A 22838-nucleotide genomic window follows, 5' to 3' on the forward strand; every position below is an offset into this window, starting at 1 on the left:
AGTATCGAGGCACACAGGGGCGCAACGCCGATCGAGGTTGGACATGCCCGGCAGCGCGGGGTGCTGGCGGCGCTGCTGGTCGACGCCGGCGAGATCGTGCGGGCCGACCAGCTCGTCGAGCGGGTGTGGGGGGCCCGGCCGCCGCAGCGGGCGCAGCCCACGCTGTACAGCTACCTGTCGCGTCTGCGCCGTACCCTGACCGCAGCGTCCGGCCGGCCGTTGCTGCACCGCCGCTCCGGCGGTTACCTGCTCGAGATCGACCGGCTGACCGTTGACCTGCATCTGTTCCGGCACCTGTGCACGCAGGCCCGCTCCGCGCCCGACGACGATACGGCCTCGGCCCTGCTCGGCGAGGCGCTCGGCCTCTGGCGCGGCGACGCCTTCGCCGGCCTCGACACCCCGTACTTCAACCTGCAGCGCGACGCCACCGACCAGGAGCGGCTCGCCGCCGAACTGGACCGTTGCGACATCCGGCTGCGGCTGGGGCACCACGGTGAGCTGCTGGCCGAGCTGTTCACCAAGACCGAGGCGTACCCGTTGGACGAGCGAGCGGCCGGCCAGTTCATGCTCGCGTTGTTCCGCAGCGGCCGCGTCGCCGACGCGCTGGCCCACTACCGGCTGACTCGGCAGCGGCTGCAGGAGGAGCTGGGCAGCGACCCGGGCACGGCACTGCAGCAGCTGCACGAGCGGATCATCGCCGCCGACCCGGCGCTCGATGCGGCGAACGCGCCGGCGGCGCAGGCCCGGCGCCAGGTGCAGACCCCGCGTCAGCTGCCGGCGCCACCCGCCGTCTTCGTCGGCCGGGCCGGGGAGATCGCCGAGCTGGACCGGGTCGCCGGCACCGGTGACGTCATGGGAATCGCGGTCATCGGCGGCACCGGCGGGATCGGCAAGACGTCGCTCGCGCTGCACTGGGCGCACCGCAACATCGACCGCTTCCCTGCCGGGCAGCTGTACGTCGACCTCCGCGGCTTCGATCCGGCCGGGAACCCGGTGCCCGCGCCGGTCGCCCTCCACGGCTTCCTCGAGGCGCTGGGGATCGCGCCGGCCGAGATCCCGGCGGACCTGCCGAGCCGGACAGCGCTGTACCGCAGCCTCGTCGTGGATCAGCGGATGCTGATCCTGCTCGACAACGCCCACAGCACGGCGCAGGTCGAGCCGCTGCTGCCCGGCAGCCCGGCCTGCATGGTCCTGGTCACCGGGCGCCGGCAGTTCGCCGGGCTGGTCACCGCGTACGGCGCCCGGCCGCTGGCCCTGGACACGCTGCCCAGGCACGAGGGGCAGCAACTGCTCGTGCACCACCTCGGCCGGCATCGGGCGACGCGCGAGCCCCAGGCTGTCGCTGCGCTCGTGGCGCACTGCGCGGGGCTGCCGCTGGCCACGAGCATCGTGGCGGCCCGGGCGCGCATCCAATCCGGCCTCCCGCTGGCCGCGCTGGCCGAGGAGCTCGCCGACCGCTCGGCGCGGCTCGACGCCCTGGACGCCGACGACCTCAACGCAGACCTGCGGGCGGTGTTCTCCGCCTCGTACCAGGCTCTCGATCCCGACCTGGCGCGAACGTTCGGGCTGCTCGGCGCCGCGCCGGGACCGGACATCAGCCTCTGCGCCGCCGCGGCCCTGACGGGCCGGTCCGCCGCCCGGACGCGGGTTGCGCTGCGCAGGCTGGCGGCGGCGTATCTGCTGCAGGAGCACACCGCGGGCCGCTACCGGATGCACGACCTCGTGCATCTGTACGCCGCCGAGCGTTGCGCATCCGATCAGGCCGCCGCCGCGGAAGCCGCGCGACAGCGGCTGACGTCGTTCTACACCAGCACCGCCCTCGCCGCCGACCGGCTGTTGTCGCCGCGGCGGACACCGATCGCGCCGGCCCTCGCGCCGGCACCGCCGTTCGGCCCGCTCGCCGACGCCGCCACGGCGATGGCCTGGTTCGAGGCGGAACACGAGTGCCTGCTGGCCGTGCACCAGGACGCCGTGGAGCACGGCTGGCACGCCCAGGCGTGGCAGCTGGCCTGGGCACTCGACACGTTCCAGTGGCGGCGCGGGTACCTCCACGTCCGCGTCGCCATGCTCCAGGCCACGATCGCCACCACCCAGACGCTCGCAAACCCGACGGACCTCGCCCTCAACCACCGGCTGCTGGGTCGCGCCTACGTCCCACTCGGCCGGCACGCACGCGCGCTGCACCATCTCCGGCAGGCGGCGGCCGGATACGAGGAGGCCGGCGATGCCGACGGCCAGGCACAGACCCAACTGAACCTCGCCCTCGCATGCGAACACGTCGGCGACTACCAGCAGGCCCTCGTCCATGCGGCCGCGAACCTGCGCATCCGGTCCACCCTCGGCAACCCCGCCCGCGAGGCCGAGGCACTCAACGCGCTCGGCTGGTACCACGCCCGCGTCCAGGACTACGAAGAGGCCGCCCGCTACTGCCACCGGGCTCTCGCCCTCTGCCGCGAGCAGGGGTTCCGCGAGGGCGAGGCCTATACCTCCGACAGCCTCGGCTACATCGCCCACCACAGCGGGCGGCATGCGCCCGCACTGCGGCACTATCTGCGTGCCCTGGCGCTGCGCCGCGAACTGGGCGACACGTACGAGGAGGCGGATACCCTGGTCCACCTCGGCGACGTGTACCGTGCCGTCGGCCGCACCGCCGACGCCGTGGGCGCCTGGCAGGAGGCGCTGGCTCTCTACGACCTGCAGCACCGCGCCCGCCAGGCCGCGAACGTGGCGGACAGGCTCCTCGGCGCGCGGGCCGGCCGGGCGCACGGGGGGACGGCCTGACTCACCCCGGTGCACCCGCCCGGAAGGCCGACATCTCCGCGAACAGCTGCCGGTTGAACAGTTGCTCGGACTCGATGATGCCGGCGCCCACCGCGAAGTAGCGTTCGACGAGTTCCGGCCGGGTGCTCAGGAACCGCAGCACCTCCAGCCGGTACGGCGACACGTCCAGCGATCCGGCGAGCAGCGCCATCTTGTACAGCGGGGTGAAGCGGGCCCTGCGTTGCTCGGCGAACCGGTGCAGCCCGGCACGTAACCGCACCTCGTCGTGCAGACCGTCAGCCACGCAGTCGGCGAGCATCGCGGCCTGTTCGAACGCGTCGGTGATACCGCGTGCGGTGATGGAGTCCTTGTGGTGGCTGGCGTCGCCGACGAGAACCCAGCCCGGTCCACAGGCCTGACGAAAGAAGTTCCGCTGGTCGTTGGTCCCGCGCAACCGTTCGGTACGGGTACCGGCGGCAACCCGTTCGAACAGGCCGGGCGCGGTGGCGCGGATGTTGTTCAGGTAGGAGTCCCAGGCGCGCCCGCGGACGTGTGCGAACTCGGCGCTGGGGAAGTAGGTGCAGACCAGTGTCTGGTCGCCGTGCGTGGGCATCGCGCCGACGAGCCGGCGCGGCTGCTCATAGAGCTCGAAGTCCGCTTCGATACCCGTCCAGTACGTGTAGTAGATGCAGGTCAGCCGCGCGTCCTCGGACTCGGCGGGTGCGCCGACCAGGTCCGCCACGGTCGAGCGCATGCCGTCCGCGCCGACGACGAGCCCGGCGGCGACCGTGTCCCGGGCGCCGGCGCGGGTGCGGTAGGTGACGCCGGTCGCCCGTCCTCGGTCGAAGGTCACGTCGAGCACCTCGCACCCGTCGCGCAGTTGGGCGCCCGCGGCGACCGCGGCATCCGCCAGTACCGCGTCGAGCACCTGGCGGCGCGGCGCGCAGCTGAAGCCGACCCCGTCCACCGCCGGCGCCATCGCCTCGAGCCGCACGTCGCCGACCTGGTGCGAGATCCGCTGGATCGGGGGACAGCCGGTGGCCGTCAACGCGTCCAGGAGCCCCCACCGGGCCAGCAGCGCCAGCCCGCCCGGGTGGATGTAGTGCGTCGACAACGTGTCGCTCGGCAGGCTCGCCCGGTCCAGCAGCAGCACACGATAGCCGCGACGGGCCAGCAGCAGGGCGGTCGAAGCCCCGGCGCAGCGAGCCCCGACGACCACGACGTCGTACCGTTCCCCCGTCACGGCGCACCGGCAAGACGCTGCCCGGCCGCGCTCGCATCGACCGACACAGGCGCCTCCAGACGTTGGCCGGACCATGACACCGGTCGCCCGTCCAGCCCCGTCCGCGGTGGCCGGATGAGCGCCGATGCCCGGCCAAGGGTGTCCCTCGGGCCCTGCGCGAATCTTGCAGGAAGCTTGAATCCGCTGCTCACAGCGGCGTCCGTCCGGCGGGAGGGTCAGCTCGACAACGCCGGGCGCCGGTGAGGCCGACGCTGCGGGAGGCACCGGCCGGCATCGCCGGTCCGAGTCCGCCTCCGGGGGCCGCCGACGACCGACGGCAGGGCCGGCCCCGGCAGGGTGCGCTCGACGGAGCCGTGGGCCTATTCGTGGACGGCCGTGCCGAGCTCCGCCGCGTCCTCGGCCCGCACGACGACGGCGCGTCCGGACAGGGTGCCGAAGTCGACGCCGACTACGTATTGGGTCATGTGGTTCTCCGCGCGCTCTGTTTCCTGGTCACCGTCCGCTGCAGCACGATGAAGACGAAGAGCAGCGCGCCGATGACGATCGACGCGGCGATCATCGTGGTGAGGGCGACGACGGCGCCGACGGACAGGTCGATGCCGCCGGTGAGGATCACGAACGTCATGCCGACCGCGACGACGAGCAGGAACGCGTTGTCGATGAAGACGTTGAGCACGATCTGGGTGTCGTCGAACCCGTCGTAGCGCACCACACCCACGCTGTACATCAGCACCAGCAGGATTCCGGTGGCCATCACCGGTTTGCGCAGCCAGTTCCCCGCGACCCGGCCGATCGAGCGTCCGGGGTGTCCACTGTGGTCATGCGCTGACCTGCACCTTCTCGTCGACCAGCTCATCCTGGCGCTGCCGGGACAGCGGACGGGACCAGCCACGCGCGGCCTGCAGGGCCCGCCCGTGAGCACCTTGATCAGGGTGGACTTCCCGGCGCCGTTCTCGCCCATGAGGGCGTGGACCTCGCCTGGCAACAGGCGGAAGTCCACGTCCTGTAGGGCCATGACACCCGGGAACTGCTTGGTGATGCCGGTCATGGTCAGCATGGTTCAGTCAGCGCTCTTTTGCTCAGTACTTGCGGTCGGGGAGAGCGGCCTTGGCCTGCTCGGGCGTGAACTCGGTCTCCACCGTGAGGATGCGCGGCTCGACGGTCTCGCCGTTGACGACCTTCTTGGCGAGGTCCATGAGCTGAGGGCCGAGCAGCGGGGAGCACTCGACGATGTGGTTGATCTTCCCGGCGGCCAGGGCGGTCATGCCGTCCTTCACCGCGTCGACCGAGATGATCTTGATGTCGGTGCCGGGCTTCTTGCCGGCCGCCTCGATCGCCTCGATGGCACCCAGGGCCATGTCGTCGTTGTGGGCGTACAGCACGTCGATCTTCGGGTTGGCCTTCAGGAAGGCCTCCATGACCTCCTTGCCCTTGGCCCGGGTGAAGTCACCGGTCTGCGACGCGATGATCTTCATGTTCGGCGCCGCCTTGATCGCGTCGGCGAAGCCCGCCTTGCGGTCGTTGGCCGGGGCCGAGCCCGTCGTGCCCTGCAGCTCGACGATGTTCACCGGGTCGGTCTTGCCCTGGTACTCCTTGACCAGCCAGTCGCCGGCCTTCTTGCCCTCGACGACGAAGTCCGAGCCCAGGAACGTCTTGTACAGCGAGGTGTCCTTGGAGTCCACCGCGCGGTCGGTCAGGATGACCGGGATCTTCGCGTCCTTGGCCTCCTTGAGCACCGTGTCCCAGCCGGACTCCACGACCGGCGAGAACGCGATGACGTCGACCTTCTGCGCGATGTAGCTGCGGATGGCCTTGATCTGGTTCTCCTGCTTCTGCTGCGCGTCGGAGAACTTCAGATCGATGCCCGCGGCCGCGGCGGCTTCCTGGATCGACTTGGTGTTCGCCGTGCGCCACCCACTCTCGGCGCCGACCTGCGCGAAGCCCATCACGATCTTCTTGTCGCCCTTGGGCGCGCTGCCGCTGCCGGCATCGTCGCTCTTCTCCCCGCCGCACGCACCGAGCGCGCCGACAAGGAGCACGCCACCGAGCACAGCGGCGGTCCATCTCTTCAACATTGTGTTTCCTCCACGAACGTTGGGGTGTGATGCGAAACGTGCGGGGGACGAGCAGGAGCCCGTCCGCGTTGCATCGCGATGCGAGTGCGAGGCGCTGCGCCAATGTCCGGTGAATTGCTCACGATCGCGGACGGCAGTGCGCGGCGTTCGCAAATGTTACCGTTCTCAATTGTCGCGTCAAGTCTGCATATCGAGCCGAGATGGAATCGCAATCCTCGCAATTTGATCACGCAAACCGCGATCCGTCACGGCACGGCTCAAGCAGCCTTCCGGCGCAACCCTGCAGCGCCGCGACCAGCACTCCTGCCCTAGTCGGCCCGGCAGAAAATGCGCGAAAGTTCTCTGAAAAAAAGCGTTATGAACCGCCGCCCCGAACCGTCGTCCAGGAAATCGCATCAGGCAGAATTCCATCCCCAGACACCCTGATAATCTCGTAAATGGGCATCGCCGTACACACACGCGCGTGCTCATCACGGAAACCGGCAACGCTCACGAGCGTTCCGATCCGCCGGGCGTCCGAACCGGCTGCGCACTGCCGGTAAGGGTGGATTCCCGGCCCCCCGACTGCCCCTCGGCGCGACCCTCCGCCCGGGCACGGGCGAGCAATTGCGCAAGCCGTCGCCGGCGGCGCCGGACAGCAGTCCGAGCCGCGAGGAGGAGCACGGCGAGGGCGACCACAAGAGCCAGTTGGGGCCAGGGCAGCGTCCAGACCGTCACGCTGGCCGACGCCGACCGGATCTCAGCGCCGCTCGAGTCGCCGCCCTGGACGGCCGGCGTCACACGGACAGTCGTGCGTAACGCTCCCAGCCCCCACACGCCGCCGACGCGGGCCTCGGCAGGTCGGCTGCCGCCTGGAAGGATCTCCTCAACCCCGCCCGAGGCATCGTGCCCGGCCAGGCCGAACAACTCGTCGACCGTGACATGGCCGGTGCCGGTGACCGTGACGTTGCCGGCGTTCTTGACCGTGTAGCTGACCTGGACGGCACCGGCCGACAACGGGTTCCACGAGCGCTTGTACCTGGCGGTCAGATCGCTGACCGCCAGTGCCGCGGTGAGCGTTCCGGTGGCCCGCATCATGACCCGGAATCCGACCCGGCTCTCGACGTTGACCGTGCCACCGGCGGTCATGAGTGTCGCCGCGATACCGGCCGGGTGGTCGCCCGGGGCGGCGTCCCGGGGCGCGTTGATGGTGAACGGGACCACCTTGGTCTCCTTGGCCCCGACGCTGACCTTCTCCTGCACCTCGATCCACCGGCCGCCGTCCACCGACGGACTTCCGGACGCGAGCATGTTGAAGCGGCCCTTGTCGGTGAGGTAGCCGTCAGCGGCCTTCAGCGAGAAGACCACAGCGGTATCGCTGAAGTTCCGCACCGCCAAGTGCTCGGTCATGACCTGACCCGGATCGAGGGTGACCTCGATCCACCGGCGGCCGTCCGGGCCCTGCTGGTTGGCCGGCTGGACCGCCCAGGTCAGCGTCGGGGCGCCAGGATCCGCCCAGGAACCTGCGGGCGAGATCGGCACGGCCAGCAGCACCGCGGCCAGGACCGCGAGGAACCGCGGCAAGAGTCGGATCATGACGAGAGTCCTTCTGGCGGAGGGGTGTGGTGGGGGCCGCTGCGCAGCGACCCCCACCCGTGCACTATTCGAAGAGGGACAGGGTCAGGGTCGATGCGTACGAGCCGGCGGCGACGTCGGCCGGGGTGCGCAGGTACAGGTCGGCGTTGACGGAGTACGCGTTGCCGGTGACGGCCGCCGAGTCATAGGTGGAGACCAGCAGCTCCTGGTCGACCAGGCCGACGTTGTTGCCGGGCTGGGTCGGGTCGTCCAGGACGGTCACGACCTCCTCGCCCTCGCTGACCAGGCCGGTGCTGCCGCCGTTGAGCAGGCGCGGCTTCCAGCCGAGGTGCCCGGCGCTGATCGGCGCCTGGCCGGCGTTGCCGACGAAGTCGCTGGCGCTGCCCAGCACGGCCCACGCGGCACCGGCGGGCACCTCGTCCGTGGTGCGGGTGTCGGTGACGGTCACCGTCGGCAGCGTGCCGACGAACTGCCGGACCAGCAGGGTCGAACCGTCCTCGGCCAGCACGACCGAGTTACCGGCGACCGACAAGGCCAGCACACCGGGTTCCTTGATCTTCTGGATGTCGACCGTCACGTGCACGTCGGCGCCGTCACCGTCACCGGCCACGGCCGGTGCGGGCAGCGCCATCGCCCCGGCCAGCACGGCGCCGGCGGCTCCGGCCGCGAACAACTGCTTGCGATTCCATGCGTTCATGCGAAGCTCCGTTGTCGTTACGAGGGGGTGTCGAAAGGTCAGGCGCAGGCGAGGGCGGAGTACTGCGCGGTGACGGCGGTCGTGACGTCCTTGCCGCCGACCGTGCCCGTGACCCGGACCGTCGCCGTACCGGCCGGGACCGCACTCACCCGCGTGGTGAAGGACTGGTAGGCGTTCGCCCCCGGCGCCACACCGGCGAAGGAACGCTCGCCGTACACGGTCTCCAGAGCGATGCTCACCGGCGCGTCGTGGTCGTTACGCGCCTGCACAGCCACGTACCCCTTGCCCGCCAGGCACTTCACCTGCGCGGTGACCGTGACCGGCAGGTCAGGGTCGAACGTGAACCGCCAGTCGTCGACGTCGAAGAGCTCACCGCTGCCGGCGCCCTTGAAGACGAAGAAGACGTTGTGGACGCCGGTCACCTTCGTGGTCAGATCGGTGCTGACCGTCGTCCAGGTACCGGCCGTCGATGCGGGGATCGTCAGCGTGCCGACCAGGTTGGCGGCGCTTGCCGTGTTCGGGCTGTCGAGACGGATCTCGACCTGGCCGCCGGCCTTCGGCAGTACATCGGCGGTGAGCCCGGTGGCCCCGCTGCCGAAGTCGACATTCGCCAGCGCTGTCCACTCACCGTTGTTGATGTTGGTGAGCTTCTGCTCTCCGGTGCTGTCCGTCCCCACCGGCAGCACGCGCACGCCGGACGAGTCGACGTAGGCGTCCTGGATACCGGAGTCCCAGGCGATCGTCTCGGCCTCGATCCGCTGACGCGGATCGAGCGTGCCCTGCTGGGCGACACCCTTGTAGGTGGCGGTGATCGGCGCGATCCGGCCGTCGGGGTCGACCGTCACCTTGTCGATGTGGGTGGAACGGTAGCCGCGAGCGGCGGTGAGGGATCCGCCGGCGACGAGCGCCGACTGGACCGTCTGGGCGTGGTAGGTGATGTACATCTGGTTCTTGAACTCGAACATCGCGTGGTGGTTGTTGCCGCCCACGCCGAAGAACGTGCCCGGGTTGTTCAGGATCTGGCCCTGGTAGGTGAAGGGCCCCATCGGATTGTCCGACACCATGTAGGCGATGTTTCCGGAGCCGATGGTGTTGCCGTCGATCACGCTGGAGTGGCTGAAGTTCGTGCAGTAGCTGTAGTAGTACTTGCCGTTGATCTTGTTGATGCCGGAGTCCTCGAACAGCGCCGGCGCGTCGATCGTCGCGGCCGTGCCGACGGTGCTGATCATGTCGTCGCCGAGCTTGATGACGCGAGCGGTCTTCGGGTGGTCGTTCTGCCCGCTGGGCAACCCGCCGCCGAAGTAGAGGTACGCCACGCCGTCGTCGTCGATCAGGACCGCCGGGTCGAACAGCCACACCACGCCGGCGACACCGGGCGTCGAGTTGGTGATCAGGGCCTTGCCGAGCGGGTCGACCCAAGGCCCGACCGGCGAGTCGGACGTCAGCACGCCGATGCCACCGGCGCTGTTGGCGAAGTACAGGAAGAACTTCTCCTTGCCGCCGATCGTGCGGTGGGTGGCCGCCGGCGCCCACGAGTTGGACGCCCACTTCGCGGCGCCGAACGACCCGGCAACCTTGACCTGGCCCTCGTTGGTCCAGTTCGCCAGGTCCGCGGAGGAGATGACGGTGAGCGTCTTGATCTGGCCGTAGGAGTTGTCCTTGATGTTGCCGCTGCCGTCGTACTCATAGGTCTGCACGACGTTGCCGCCGGCGTCGTACTGCTCCCCGTCCGAGGTCATGTACTCGTAGACGCGCCCGTTGTAGACCATCGCCCACGGGTCGGCGCCGTACTGGTAGTCCATCAGCGGGTTGGCGTTGCCGACCGTCTTGGCCGGCTGGGCGTTTCCCGGCGGATGGGTGGTCGTCGGCGCGCCCTCCTGCAGGGTCACGTCGTCCACCTTGAAGTCCATCAGGTGGGTATCCGGCGCGCTCTGCGGGTTCGACGTCCACGGCGTCTCGAGGAACAGCCGCGCGGTCGTGACGCTCTGCGTCGAGGGGATGGTGAACGTGCTCTGGATGAGCCCCCACTGCCCGCGCGGCACGGTCACCGTGCCGAGGTTGGTGTAGGTCGAGCCGCCGTAGTGCATGGTGACGAAGAACTGCTTGGTCGCCGGGCTGCTCGGGTTCTCGTACTTCACCCGGGCCGTGACCGTGTAGGCCTTGCCGGCCTGCACCTTGCCGGAGAGGTCCTGCATCGGGCCGGCGCCGGTCGTCGTCCGGTTGGTGACGAGCACGGCGCTGGAGCCGGCGTAGGCGTCCGGGGTGAGCGACAGCGTGGCGCTGTCGGACGCGTTGCCGTTGTTCACGAACCAGCCGGCGAGGCCGTCCTCGAACCCACCGTTGACGATGATGTTGTTCGGGTCCGCGGCCCCAGCGGGCGAGGCCGGGGCGACGATTCCAGCGGCCAGCATGGCGCCGACGGCCGCGATCGCGGCGATCCGACGGCGGGCCGCTCTTCGCAAGCGGTCTTGCACAAGCATGCTCCTTCGATGTGGGGTGTTTTCAGGCACCCCCGGGGTCAGCGGCAGCCGGCCCCGGGGGCGGGTCGGATTCCTGGAGAGGGTCTGGGTCAGGCGCAGCTGGCGGCGGAGTACTGGGCGGTGACGGCGGTCGTGACGTCCTTGCCGCCGACCGTGCCCGTGACCCGGACCGTCGCCGTACCGGCCGGGACCGCACTCACCCGCGTGGTGAAGGACTGGTAGGCGTTCGCCCCCGGCGCCACACCGGCGAAGGAACGCTCGCCGTACACGGTCTCCAGAGCGATGCTCACCGGCGCGTCGTGGTCGTTACGCGCCTGCACAGCCACGTACCCCTTGCCCGCCAGGCACTTCACCTGCGCGGTGACCGTGACCGGCAGCTTCGGATCGGTCTTGAGCACGCCGAGGCGGGCCAGTTGGTAGCTGAGCGCCCGTTCCGGCGCGTCGATCTGGTTCTGGGTGCCGAAGGTGCCGGCCCGGGCCTGCTTCGCCGCGGCCAGCGCGGCCTGCGTCGCCGCCCACGCGTCCTGCGGGTAGAAGCGCTGGTCGAGCGTCGCCGCGTAGGCGATGGCCGCGTCGAGGGCGCTCGTGTCCAGTGGCCGGCCCTGCGCGGTCAGCGTGTCGCTGAGCAGGAAGGAGTCGAAGTCGACGTGCCCGCCCGTGGCCTGCGTGGCGTAGTTGAACAGGCCGACCCGGTGCCCCATGAAGTGCGCGAGGGTGCCGTCCAGCGTCTGCGGGCCGACACGGTCGCCCAGCTTGCTCCACTGCCGGCCGTCGAGGCTGTAGTAGAACGTCGTCCACAGTTGCCCGGCGGGCGAGGCGAGGTCCAGGTCTGCCTTCACGTACACCTGGGTCGCACTGCCCAGCGCGACCGTGCTGCCCGGCACGAAGTTCTCCAGCGTGGCCTGGTCGAGGTCCACCGCGAACGGCTGGCCCCGGTTGACCACGCCCAGCGTGTTCTGGCCGCCGGTGCGCTTGACCGCCACGTACGAGAAGCCGCGGTTGTAGGCGGCGAGGCCTGCGACGTCGCCGTCCTTCATGCCGGAGATGTCCATCTTGGTCTCGACCGACTGCCGTGGCCCGAACGTGCGCTGCGAGAGCGTGTTGCGGGCCTCTTCGAACCAGGCGAGCTCGGGCCGGTTGGACAGCTTCGTGTAGACGTATCTACCGGTGACCACCTTGCCGTTGGTCAGCCGCAGCCAGCCGTCGCGGTCGGTGAGCGACCAGTACCGGTTGTCGGGTGCGTGGTTCCACTCCCACGCCATGTCCAGCCGCGACCCGTTGGGCGCGATCTCCGCCGCCGTCGGGTACTCGGTCGTCACCGGCTGCCCGACGATCGAGACGTCGTCGATGAGGTACTCCACGCTCGACGACGCCGGCTGCGGGTTGGCCCACGGCGTCTCCACCGCGAACTTGAAGTTGTTCAGGTTGGCCGTCGACGGGACGGTGTACTGGCCCGACACCGTCGTCCACTGGCCGGCCGGCACGCTGCCGGATGCCATCACCTGCACGCCCGAGCCCCAGTCCGCGGCGAGGTTGAATGTGATGGTGGCCGGTCCGGACGCGTACTTGATCTTCGCCGTCACCTTGTAGGTCACACCGGCCTGCATCTTGCCGTTGAGATACTGGTTCGGGCCGGAGCCGTTGAGCGTGCGGTTGCTCACCTTCAGCGCCGCCGAGCCCGCGGCCGGGCCGCTCGTGTCCAGGGCGAGCGTCGCGCCGAACTGCGCGGCCCACGGCGAGACCGACCCGGACTCGAAACCGGGGTTCTGCAGGAGCTCGACGCCGATGAGTGACGAGTCGTACTGGGGCGGCTGCGGGATCGTCCACTGCTCGTCCGTGTAGCCCTTGCGAGGAGCGTCGTTGCTGAAATCGTCGGAGGCGACGAGAGCCTTCTGCCGCTCGAACGTCTCCTGAGCCGGGTCGAGCGTGATCGGCTTGTTGAACAGGCCGTCGACGGGAACGACGCCGTTGTTGCCGAAGGTCGGCCACCCGTCCTGCCAGGTGGCGGGGATGAGCGCGGGGGTGCGCCCGATCGGGAAGTTGTCCCGGAAGAACATGCCGTACCAGTCGGTGGCGCCACCCGGGCGTGAGATCGGCACCAGGCTGCCCTGGGCGAAGCCGTTGGAGTTGAGTACCCCTAGGGCCTCGTAGGTGTTCGCGCCGCCCGGCGCGGTGTAGCGCCCGAGCAGTTGCCGCGAGCGGAACATGGCGACCTGGCGGCCCTGCCCGGACGGCCACGTGATGATGACCGCGTAGTAGTAGCCGTCGATGTAATACATCTGGGCGCCCTCGAACAGCCCGCCGATGAACGACTGGCCGGCGTAGTTGCTCGCCGTGAAGATGCTCGGGTAGTCCTGCGCGATGGCGGTCAGGTCGGCATTGAGGCGCACAGCGCTTGTGCCGCCGGAGCCGTAGAAGATGTACGGCGTGCCGTCGACGTCGAAGAACAGCGACGGGTCGTGCAGGGCACGGCCGAGCGGCGTGCGCTGCCACGTGCCGTTCTCGATGTCGTTGGTGCGGTAGAGGTACGCGCCGCCCAGGTTGTTCGTGTTGAACACGACGTAGAACGTGCCGTCGTGGTAGCGCAGCGACGACGCCCACTGACCCTGGCCGTAGGAGTTCTGGCCGTTGCGCAGCGAGAAGCCGTCGTCGATGCTCGCCCGGTCGAAGACGTAGTTGACGATCTCCCAGTTGACGAGGTCGTAGGACTTCATGATCGGCGCACCCGGGCTCAGATGCATCGTCGTGCTGATCATGTAGTAAACGTCCCGGCCCTCGCGGTTCTGGGCGGCCGGGACGCGCTCCACGCTGATGTCCGGTACGTCGGCATTGAGCAGCGGCACGGAGTACCGGCCGTCGCCCTTGTCAGTCGACGTGTAGGACGACCGGGGCGACCAGCCCTCCGCGGCGTGCGCCGCAGCGCCCGAGGACACGAGGCCGGCACAGACGAGCACGCCGGCCATGACGAGCGAGACCTTCCGTGATCCCCGCGGCGCGGCGGGCAGCAGCGCCGCTGCGACGCGTTTCGGTAGTGCGGCGACGATCAGCGAAACGGCAGCAATGCGGGCGCGCATAGACCTATGCGGGGGCACAGAATCGTGGGGGCTGGCGGACGCGTGCATGGCGAGCTCCAGACGCAAAAGTGACGGGGAGGCCCATCGTGTGACCGCTAACATCTCGTGTCAAGACTGTGTTCAGGGCCAGTTAAAACCGTCATAAAGCAGTTACACTTCCCTGGAAGCGCTCCCATTGCGTCCATTCGGCCTGGCTATTCGACGCCGCCCGGTAACGCCTGAGCACGCGTGGCGCGCACTACGGGGAAGACTGCGGGACGTGACGACCGAACGATTGTGACAGTCACCTGCCGTCACATTTGATGATCGCTACATCGATGATTGCGAAACTACCCGGGTGAATCGCAAAAATCACAGCGCAGAAGTGTTATCGCGGAGCGCACCACATGGTCGGCACGTCGCGCCGCGTCGTCGGCATCGACGCCCGGCCGGATCGGTCGCCGCCGTACGGCAGATCGCCATCTGGCCGACTCGCCTCGGTCGGCCGGATCGGCAGATGCCTATTTCGTCATTCGGCCTCACTGCGATGAATTGCTTTCATGTTCTCGGCCGGCGCCGGGCAGCCCTATGGGAGGGCTCCCATCGCCGGTCGGCCGTGCGGGAAGTGCGGCCCCTACTGGGGAAATCGCCACGTTCGCCTTCACATCGACCCGTGGCGTAACGTTGGGAGCGTTTCCAACGCCGCCCTTTCGCGTTCCGCCCGAAATCGACGCATACACGGCCGCAGCTGCGCGCATTGGATTCTTGCGGTCGCATGCGGCAGGGCCACCATTCGAGCGGCATCAACCGTTGACAGTGATGTGTCCGCGGTGTTTCATTGATCGCGTTGCCAGTTGTTATCGTTAACATCCGCGGCCGCTCCGACCGCCAGAGGGCCCTCAGCCGCACGCCACACGTGCGAGACGGATGACACTGCGAGCCATTGCCTGCGCGCTCGGCGCAGACTCACCCCTCGAATGTTAGCGCTAACACCCGGACTCTCGCTTGCCCGCCATCGAGGAGAGTGGTCCAGGAATGACCCAGCTCAACCACGCACGCTGTCGCCGAGCAGCCCGGCAGTCATCATCGGGTCCACGGAAGCGGAGCGACCTGCGCGAACCTGCGCTGGCGCGGCATCCGGCGACAACGCAGCGGACACGCGCACCGCCGCCCCCGGGGCAGACCCGCAACCCGCGGACCGCCGTCAGTCGCCGGCCGGCGTCAGCCCACGCCGGTCCCTCTTGCACCCCGTCGACCAATTCCGTGGTCAGGCCGCTCAGCGCGGTCAACGACGCCGGCGGCGAACCCCGCATCCACCGGCGCCGGCCAACGTCGTCCACCAGCTTCTCGGCTCAGCCGAGCTCGTCAGCAGACGAACGATCGGAGCTCATCCAGATATGTTCAGATCCCCGGTCCGGCCCATAGGCCGGAGCACCTTCGCGGCTCGCACTGCGGGCGCCCTCATGCTGATCGGCGCGTCGTTTGCGCTGGCGCCTTCGGCGCTGGCCGCACCGCCGACAGCACCGGCCAGGCCGCAGGGCCCGTGTGACATCTACGCCGCCACCGGCACCCCGTGTGTGGCGGCGCACAGCACCACGCGGGCGCTGTACGCCGGCTACGACGGCCCGCTTTACCGGGTCCAGCGCCTGTCGGACAACGCGGTCAAGGACATCGGCGTCGTGCAGCCCGTCGCCAAGCCGTTCGCCGATGCCGGCGGGTACGCCGATGCCGCCGCGCAGGACGCGTTCTGCGCCGATACGACGTGCCTGATCACCGTGCTGTACGACCAGTCGCCGAAGCACAACGACCTCACCCAGGCGCCACGCGGCGGCTTCAGCGGCCCGGCCATGGGCGGGTTCAACAACTACCCGATCGCCGACATGGCGCCGATCACGATCAGCGGCCACAAGGCGTACGGCGTCTTCATCGAGCCGGGCATGGGCCTGCGCAACAACAACCCCTCGGGTACCGCGGTCGACGACCAGCCGGAGGGGCAGTACTGGGTCATCAACGGCCGGCACTACAACAGCGGTTGCTGCTTCGACTACGGCAACGCCGAGACGGACAGCCGCGACGACGGCAACGGCACCATGGAGACCACGTACTACGGCAACGCCACCGCCTGGTACCGCGGCAGCGGCCCCGGTCCATGGATCATGACGGACCAGGAGAACAACCTGGTTGGCTGCGTCAACCAGGGCAGCACCTCCAAGGTCTGCAACGACCTGCCGAGCATCGACTGGCGGTTTGTGACCGCGATGGCCAAGGGCGAGCCGCACCACTGGGCCTCGATGGGCGGCGACGCGCAGACGGGCCAGCTCAAGACGATGTTCGACGGGCCGCGCATCGACGCCAGCTACGACCCGATGCGCAAGCAGGGCGCCATCCTGCTGGGCAACGGCGGCGACAACAGCGTCGGTTCGCAGGGCACGTTCTACGAGGGCGTCATGACGACCGGGTACCCGTCCAACGACGCGGACCAGCAGATCCAGGCCAACGTCGTGGCGGCCAAGTACGACGTGCAGCGGCTGAGCCTGGCCCCGGCCTCGGCGACCGACGCGCCGCCCGGGCTGCAGACGTTCGCGCCTGGGACGTCGCAGGACACCACCGTGACGTTCACGAACACCACGGGCTCGCGCGCGGTGGGCGTGAAGCTGAACATCACCCCGCCGGACAAGCAGTGGACCTCGGTCGTGCCGGGCAGCACGGACACGTCGGTGACGTTCGACTCGGTCGCCCCCGGCCAAAGCGTCAGCGCAACCTTCAAGGTGACCGCCGGGCCAGCGCCGTTCAACGGCGACCTGGTCGGCAACGCGTCGTGGACCAACCCGACCTTCGGTGGCCGGCAGTCCGAGACGACGGCCGAGAAGGTCCGCAACGTCAGCCCGATCAAGGTCAACGAGTTCCGCACCGGCACGAGCACCAACTCGACCAACGCCTACATCGAGCTGTACAACGCCGGCGCGGCCGACGTCGACATCTCCAACTGGACCGTCACGGAGCACCCGACCCAGCAAGCCGTCTTCTCCACGGTGACCGTCCCGCCCGGCACGACGATCCCGGGCCACGGCTTCTACCTGCTCGGGCTGTCCAACTCGGGGCTGGCGGCTCCCGCCGGCAAGGGCGACTCCACCGTCTACGTCAGAAGCACCACCGGGATGGTCACCGGCCACCAGATCGACATCGACACCGGCTCCGGCGTGGAGACCCGCACCATCACCGGCGTCGGGACGGCGGCCACCGCCAACACGACCCTGTGGCAGCCCCAGCCCGACGGCCCGATCACGATCCCGGCCGGCTCGACCAACGTGCCCGTCACCAGCACCACCGGCTTCGCGGTCGGCCAGAAGCTCAGCCTGGGCTACGGCGCCAACTACGACGTGGCCACCGTCACCGCGGTCGGCAAGCCGGGGACGCAGGGCCGCCTGTCGGCCACCGCGCACGCAGGCGACACCACCATCAAGATGTCCTCGACCACCAACATCTCGGTCGGTGACGTGATCCGGCTGGACATCGACAGCCCCGGCCACGGCATCGAGAACGTCACGGTCACCGCCGTCGGCACCACCGGCGCGAACGGCACGGGCATCACCATCGCCGCCCCGCTGCGGTTCGAGCACGCCAACAACATGCCCTACAGCGTCCGGGGCACCGGGATCAGCTTCACCCCCGCGACGAGCTCCGCGCACTCCAGCAACGAGCCCGTGCAGCCGCTGGGCACCGGTATCACCCTGGACAAGCCCCTCGACAACGGCCACCCGATCAACGCCGTCGTCCGGGACGCCCAGGTCACGAACGCCGGCTACCAGCCCGCGCCGGCCCCCAACCAGTGGTTCGGCGGCCCGGCCCCGTCCTCCAGCGCCGGCAGCATCGCGCTGCGGGACCCCAAGAACCTGGTGGTCGACAGCCTCAACTACGGACTCCTCGTCGACCCGTGGCTCGCCGAGGGCTACCAGGCCACCTCCGGATCGGGACAGAGCGGCTGCCGGGTGACCGCGCCCGGTTCGGCCGCCGGCGCCGGCGCCAGCGCGGGCCGCGTGCCCGACGGCTACGACACCGACAGCAACTGCGCCGACTTCATCAGGTCGACCACCCCCACGCCGGGCGCACCCAACGGCAACGCAACGCTCTCCCCCGGCCCGCGGGTCTCGCTGCAGGCCACGAACGGCACCACCGGCAACTACATCAAGCACAACGACACCGACGACGGCGTCGTTCTCGCACCGGTCACGGCGGGCAGCTCGTCGACCGTCAAGGGCGACGCGACGTGGGTGCAGACGGCCGGCCTGGCCAACCCCAGCTGCTCCTCGTTCGAGTCGGTCAACCGGCCGGGTCTCTTCCTGCGCCACCAGAGCTTCCAGCTCCACCTGCAGGCCAACGACGGCAGCTCACTGTTCGCCCAGGACGCCACGTTCTGCCAGACCACTAGCAACAGCGGACAGGGCGTCTCCTTCCAGTCCGTGAACTACCCGACCCGATACCTGCGCACCTACAACAACGGCATCTACATCGCCAGCAACGGCGGCACCAACGCCTTCGACACCACCACCTCGTGGGCGGCCGACTCGAGCTGGTCGGCGGCGACGCCCTGGACCCCGGCACCGTAAGGCAACCAGCCGGCGGGCGCTGACCCACAGCGCCCGCCGGCCCCGACAACACGGCGCAGAGCACGCTTTCGGCGCCGCCTTCGGTTCGTTGCTTCCGGTGCCCGAGCTGTGGGCGTGGGCACCGGAAGCGACGGCCGATATGTTCAGCAGCCGGATACGACCGCGGCGCGCTCGCGCATGCTGAGCGCTCGACGCAGTCGAGCCGGACACGCATAGGAGTTGAAGAAACCATGCTCATGCATCCCGTCCGGCGCAGACGCCGGAGGAGCCCCGCCGCTCGTACGGCCGTTGCCCTCACGCTGATCGGCGCCACGCTCACGATCGCACCGTCAGCGCAGGCGGCTCCGCCCGCGGCGCCGGCCAGACCGCAGGGCGCGTGCGACATCTACGCCGCCGGTGGCACCCCCTGCGTGGCCGCGCACAGCACCACTCGGGCGCTGTACGCCACCTACAACGGCCCGCTGTACCAGGTAAGGCGTGTGTCGGACAACGCCGTCAAGGACATCGGCGTCGTGCAGCCCGTCGCCAAGCCGTTCGCCGACGCCGGCGGGTACGCCGACGCCGCCGCGCAGGATGAGTTCTGCGCCAACACCATCTGCTTGATCACCACCCTCTACGACCAGTCCGGCAAGGGCAACCACCTCTACCAGGCGCCCCCCGGAACCTTCCGGGGCCCAGCGGTGGGCGGGTTCGACACACTCCCGATCGCGGACATGGCGCCGATCACGATCAGCGGCCACAAGGCCTACGGCGCCTACATCATGCCGGGCATGGGGTTCCGCAACAACAACGCCACCGGCCTGGCCAAGGACGACGAGCCGGAAGGCATCTACTACGTCATCGACGGCACGCACTATGACAGCGGCTGCTGCTTCGACTACGGCAACTCCTCGACGAACGGCCGTGCAGTGGGTACCGGCACCATGGAAACCACGTACTTCGGCACCGCCACCGCCTGGGGTCGGGGCAGCGGCCCCGGCCCGTGGATCATGTCCGACATGGAGGCCGGCCTGTTCTCCGGGTACGACCCGAAGCAGAACGACGCCGACCCGACCGTCGACTCGTGGCGGTTCCTGACCGCAGTCGTCGACGGCGGCGGCGGGAACAAGTGGGATCTGCGCGGCGGCAACGCGCAGCACGGCCCTCTGACGACCTTCTACAGTGGAATCCGACCCGGCTCACTGACCAACAGCAACTACTACCCCATGCACAAAAAGGGAGCCATCCTCCTGGGCACCGGCGGCGACAACGGAAACGGCTCGTCCGGTACCTTCTATGAAGGCGTGATGACGTCCGGGTACCCCTCGGAGGCCACCACCGACGCGGTGCAGGCCAATGTCGTAGCTGCCAAGTACGACGTGCAGCGGCTCAGATTGTCGCGTCTCACGACATTTACGCCCGGCTCGACGCAGGACGTAACCGAGACGTTCACGAATACCACCGGATCGGCAGCGGTGGGCGTCAAGTTGAGCCTGTCCGCGCCCGCGGGGTGGACCGCGTTGGTCAAGGGCACCGCCGATAAGTCCACGACGTTCGAGCAGCCGGTCGCACCCGGCGAGAGCGTGAGCGCCACGTTCACGGTCACCGCGGCGGCGACCACCGGAGCCGGCTTCGTGTCCGGTAAGGCGGAATGGACCAACCCCACGTTCGGCGGAAGACAGTCGACAGCAACCACCCAGGCGGTACGGGACGTCCTCCCGATCAAGATCAATGAGGTCCGCTATCGCACCAGCAGCAACGCCACCGACCAGTTCATCGAGCTCTACAACGCCTCCGCCAGTGAGGTCGACCTGTCCAGCTGGACCCTGACCAACACCCCGAGCCAGTCGGCCCCCGTCACGCTCGCGACAATCCCGGCAGGTACGAGGCTCGCCGGCGGCGCCTACTACCTGCTCGGCCTCTCCAGCTCGGGGCTGGCGGCCCCGGCGACCCCCGGCGCGGCCAACATCAATGTACGGAGCACCACCGGCTTCGGGGTCGGCCAGCAGGTGTCCATCAACACCGGCTCCGCCGCGGAGACTCGCACAATCGTCGGCGTCGGGACAGCGGCCAGCACGGCGACGACGCTGTTCATACCCGTCTCCACCGGGCCGTGGATCACGATCCCGGCCGGCTCGACCAACGTGCCCGTCACCAGCACCACCGGCTTCGCGGTGGGCCAGCAGATCGGCGTCGACGCCGGTAGCAGCTACGAACAGGCCACGGTCACCAAGGTCGGCACGGCGGCCACGCAGACGGTCCTGTCGGCAGCGGCGCCCGCCGGCGCGACCAACATCAAGGTCGCGGCCGACTCCAACATGACCGTCGGCGACAGTCTGACGGTGGACACCGGAGCGAGCAAGGAGGTCGTCACGGTCACCGCGGTCGGCACCGCCGGCGCGAACGGCACGGGAGTCGACCTGGCCGCCCCGCTGCGCTTCGCTCACGCTTCGGGCGTCGACGTGTCCGATCCGGGCACCGGGATCAGTTTCTCGCCGGCGACGAGCCTGCCGCACGTGAGCGGCGCCTCGGTGCAGGCCCTGGGCAGCGGCATCGCGCTCGACAGCCCCCTGGCTCACGGCCACCCGACCGGCGCAGCCGTGGTCAACCCCCTCGTCACGACCGCGGGCTACCAGGGCGCACCGGCACCCGACCAGTGGTTCGGCGGCGCCCTCTCCACCAGCGCCGGATCCATCGCGCTGCGTGACGCCACCGGGGCAGTCGTTGTCGATGCGATCGTCTACGGCTCCCAGCAGAGCAGTTCGAGCGGCAACGGAACCATCACAAGCCCTGAAATCGCCGTCATGGAGGCCGATCAGGGCGGCGGCGGCTGCATCGCGGTAGTGGCCGGCTCGGGCGCCGGCGCGGGCAGGAGCAACGCTCGCTGGCCAAACGGCAGCGATGCCGACAGCCTCTGCCACGATTTCGTCACCACCACCGTGCCCACGCCGGGCGCGGCCAACATCAAGTGATCTGATCGACCCGGGATTCTGGTGCCCGCCGTGGACGGCGGGCACCAGAACCCAGCTCCGCCGGCACGCCGGCGATGACGGCGAGCCCCACCGAATAGCCATTCATGGAATGCGGTCGATCGGCAATGACAACTGCCGACGGCGGCTGCGAATTCCCCGCAATAATGGTTACGGGTGATGCGCCGCCGAGGTCGCACGCCACTGCTCACGGACTCATTTCCGACTGATACAGTACCGATTCCAAATCTCGCAGGCCGGGCGAACGGCACGGCGGCAACAGCTTTCGCACTGCCGACATCGGCGACATGAAGGAGATGCGGCTGATGATGCGTGGCCGCGCAGCGGTGATCACGGATGTCGCGCGGCTCGCGGGGGTCTCCCACCAGACGGTGTCGCGAGTGCTGAATGACCACCCCAACGTCAGCAATGTCACCCGGGATCGGGTTCTCGATGCCGTTCGCCAGCTCGACTACCGCCGCAACGCCATGGCTCGCGGCTTGGCCGGCCGGCGGTCGCACGTGGTCGGGGTAGTCACGCTGGCGACCATTCTGCACGGCCCAGCCGCGACGTTGCGGGGTATCGAGCGGGCTGCGCTCGCCGAAGGCTACGGCGTCAGCATCTCGACACTGGAGCGAATCGACCACAGCGGCGTTCTTTCGGCGCTGGGGGCGCTGGTGGATCAGTCGGTCGCCGGCGTCGTCGTCATCGCGCCGCAGGGCGCCGTCGCCCGGGCATTGCACAGCCTGCCGTCAGGGATGCCGGCCGTGGCCGTGGAGGCCGACATGGACGGCGCGATTCCGACTGTCTCGGTCGACCAGGCGGCCGGTGCCCGAATGGCCGTGGAGCATTTGATTCAGCTCGGCCATCGCACGGTGTGGCATCTGGCCGGTCCGCCCGATTGGCTGGAGACCCAGGGGCGCATCCAAGGCTGGCGCGCAGCACTGGAAAGCGCGGGTCTTCGGGCACCCGAGGTGATGACCGGTGACTGGAGCGCACGTTCTGGCTATACCGCCGGGCTCGAACTCGCAGCGCGGGAAGACGCGACCGCGGTGTTTGCAGGTAACGACCAGATGGCGCTCGGCGTGCTGCGCGCCTTCAACGAGCGGGGCATCCGGGTTCCGGACGACGTCAGTGTCGTAGGATTCGACGACATCCCCGAGGCGATGTACCTCTGCCCGCCACTCACGACGGTCCGGCAGGACTTCGACGAGATTGGCCGGCGGTGTATCGCCACCTTGTTGCGAATCATCGATGCGGGTTCGCCCGAGCGACCGCACCGTCCCGGTCCGGCACCAGCCGTGGCGCCGACCCTGATCGTTCGGAACAGCACGGCCCCCCGCACATAGCCGCGGGCAGCGTCTCTTCGAGTCCCTGGCAACATGCTCAACGAAGGCCAA

General features: G+C 69.2%; 10 protein-coding genes and 1 pseudogene. 4 read left to right on the top strand and 7 right to left on the bottom strand.

From position 1 onward, the window contains the following. Positions 1 to 60 precede the first annotated feature (60 nt). A complete protein-coding gene (locus tag AC6JBM_RS26880) occupies positions 61 to 2781 on the top strand; it encodes an AfsR/SARP family transcriptional regulator (protein WP_497986338.1) in 2721 nt (906 codons plus the stop codon). 1 nt (position 2782) lies between these two features. Here AC6JBM_RS26880 and AC6JBM_RS26885 read toward each other — a convergent pair whose 3' ends face one another. The 7 genes and pseudogenes from AC6JBM_RS26885 to AC6JBM_RS26915 all read right to left on the bottom strand — a co-directional run bounded on the left by AC6JBM_RS26885 (position 2783) and on the right by AC6JBM_RS26915 (position 13904). After that, entirely contained in the window at positions 2783 to 4003 is a 1221-nt protein-coding gene (locus AC6JBM_RS26885) for an FAD-dependent oxidoreductase (RefSeq protein WP_497986339.1), read from the bottom strand. 910 nt (positions 4004 to 4913) lie between these two features. Then, positions 4914 to 5060, bottom strand: a pseudogene (locus AC6JBM_RS26890) (ATP-binding cassette domain-containing protein); the annotation flags it as partial. Between the two features lie 22 nt (positions 5061 to 5082). Further along, the gene (locus AC6JBM_RS26895; RefSeq protein WP_497986340.1) at positions 5083 to 6078 is read right to left on the bottom strand and encodes an ABC transporter substrate-binding protein; all 996 of its coding nucleotides are present in this window, start codon (positions 6076 to 6078) and stop codon (positions 5083 to 5085) included. Positions 6079 to 6567: 489 nt separating this feature from the next. After that, a complete protein-coding gene (locus AC6JBM_RS26900; protein ID WP_497986341.1) occupies positions 6568 to 7611 on the bottom strand; it encodes a hypothetical protein in 1044 nt (347 codons plus the stop codon). A gap of 106 nt (positions 7612 to 7717) precedes the next feature. Then, the gene (locus AC6JBM_RS26905; RefSeq protein WP_497986342.1) at positions 7718 to 8350 is read right to left on the bottom strand and encodes a hypothetical protein; all 633 of its coding nucleotides are present in this window, start codon (positions 8348 to 8350) and stop codon (positions 7718 to 7720) included. 38 nt (positions 8351 to 8388) lie between these two features. After that, complete coding sequence (locus tag AC6JBM_RS26910; protein WP_497986343.1) at positions 8389 to 10824, bottom strand: family 43 glycosylhydrolase; 2436 nt, start codon at positions 10822 to 10824, stop codon at positions 8389 to 8391. 95 nt (positions 10825 to 10919) lie between these two features. Beyond that, entirely contained in the window at positions 10920 to 13904 is a 2985-nt protein-coding gene (locus AC6JBM_RS26915; RefSeq protein ID WP_497986344.1) for a beta-xylosidase family glycoside hydrolase, read from the bottom strand. 1442 nt (positions 13905 to 15346) lie between these two features. Here AC6JBM_RS26915 and AC6JBM_RS26920 point away from each other — a divergent pair. The 3 genes from AC6JBM_RS26920 (at position 15347) to AC6JBM_RS26930 (ending at position 22787) form a co-directional block, all read left to right on the top strand. Further along, positions 15347 to 18490 carry an arabinofuranosidase catalytic domain-containing protein gene (locus tag AC6JBM_RS26920; RefSeq protein ID WP_497986345.1) on the top strand — a complete coding sequence of 1048 codons (3144 nt, stop codon included), beginning with the start codon at positions 15347 to 15349 and terminating at the stop codon, positions 18488 to 18490. 230 nt (positions 18491 to 18720) lie between these two features. After that, positions 18721 to 21441, top strand: a complete 2721-nt coding sequence (locus AC6JBM_RS26925; RefSeq protein ID WP_497986346.1) for an arabinofuranosidase catalytic domain-containing protein — start codon at positions 18721 to 18723, stop codon at positions 21439 to 21441. Between the two features lie 305 nt (positions 21442 to 21746). Beyond that, entirely contained in the window at positions 21747 to 22787 is a 1041-nt protein-coding gene (locus AC6JBM_RS26930) for a LacI family DNA-binding transcriptional regulator (RefSeq protein WP_497986347.1), read from the top strand. Positions 22788 to 22838 lie beyond the last annotated feature (51 nt).

The organism is Dactylosporangium thailandense (assembly GCF_059739745.1).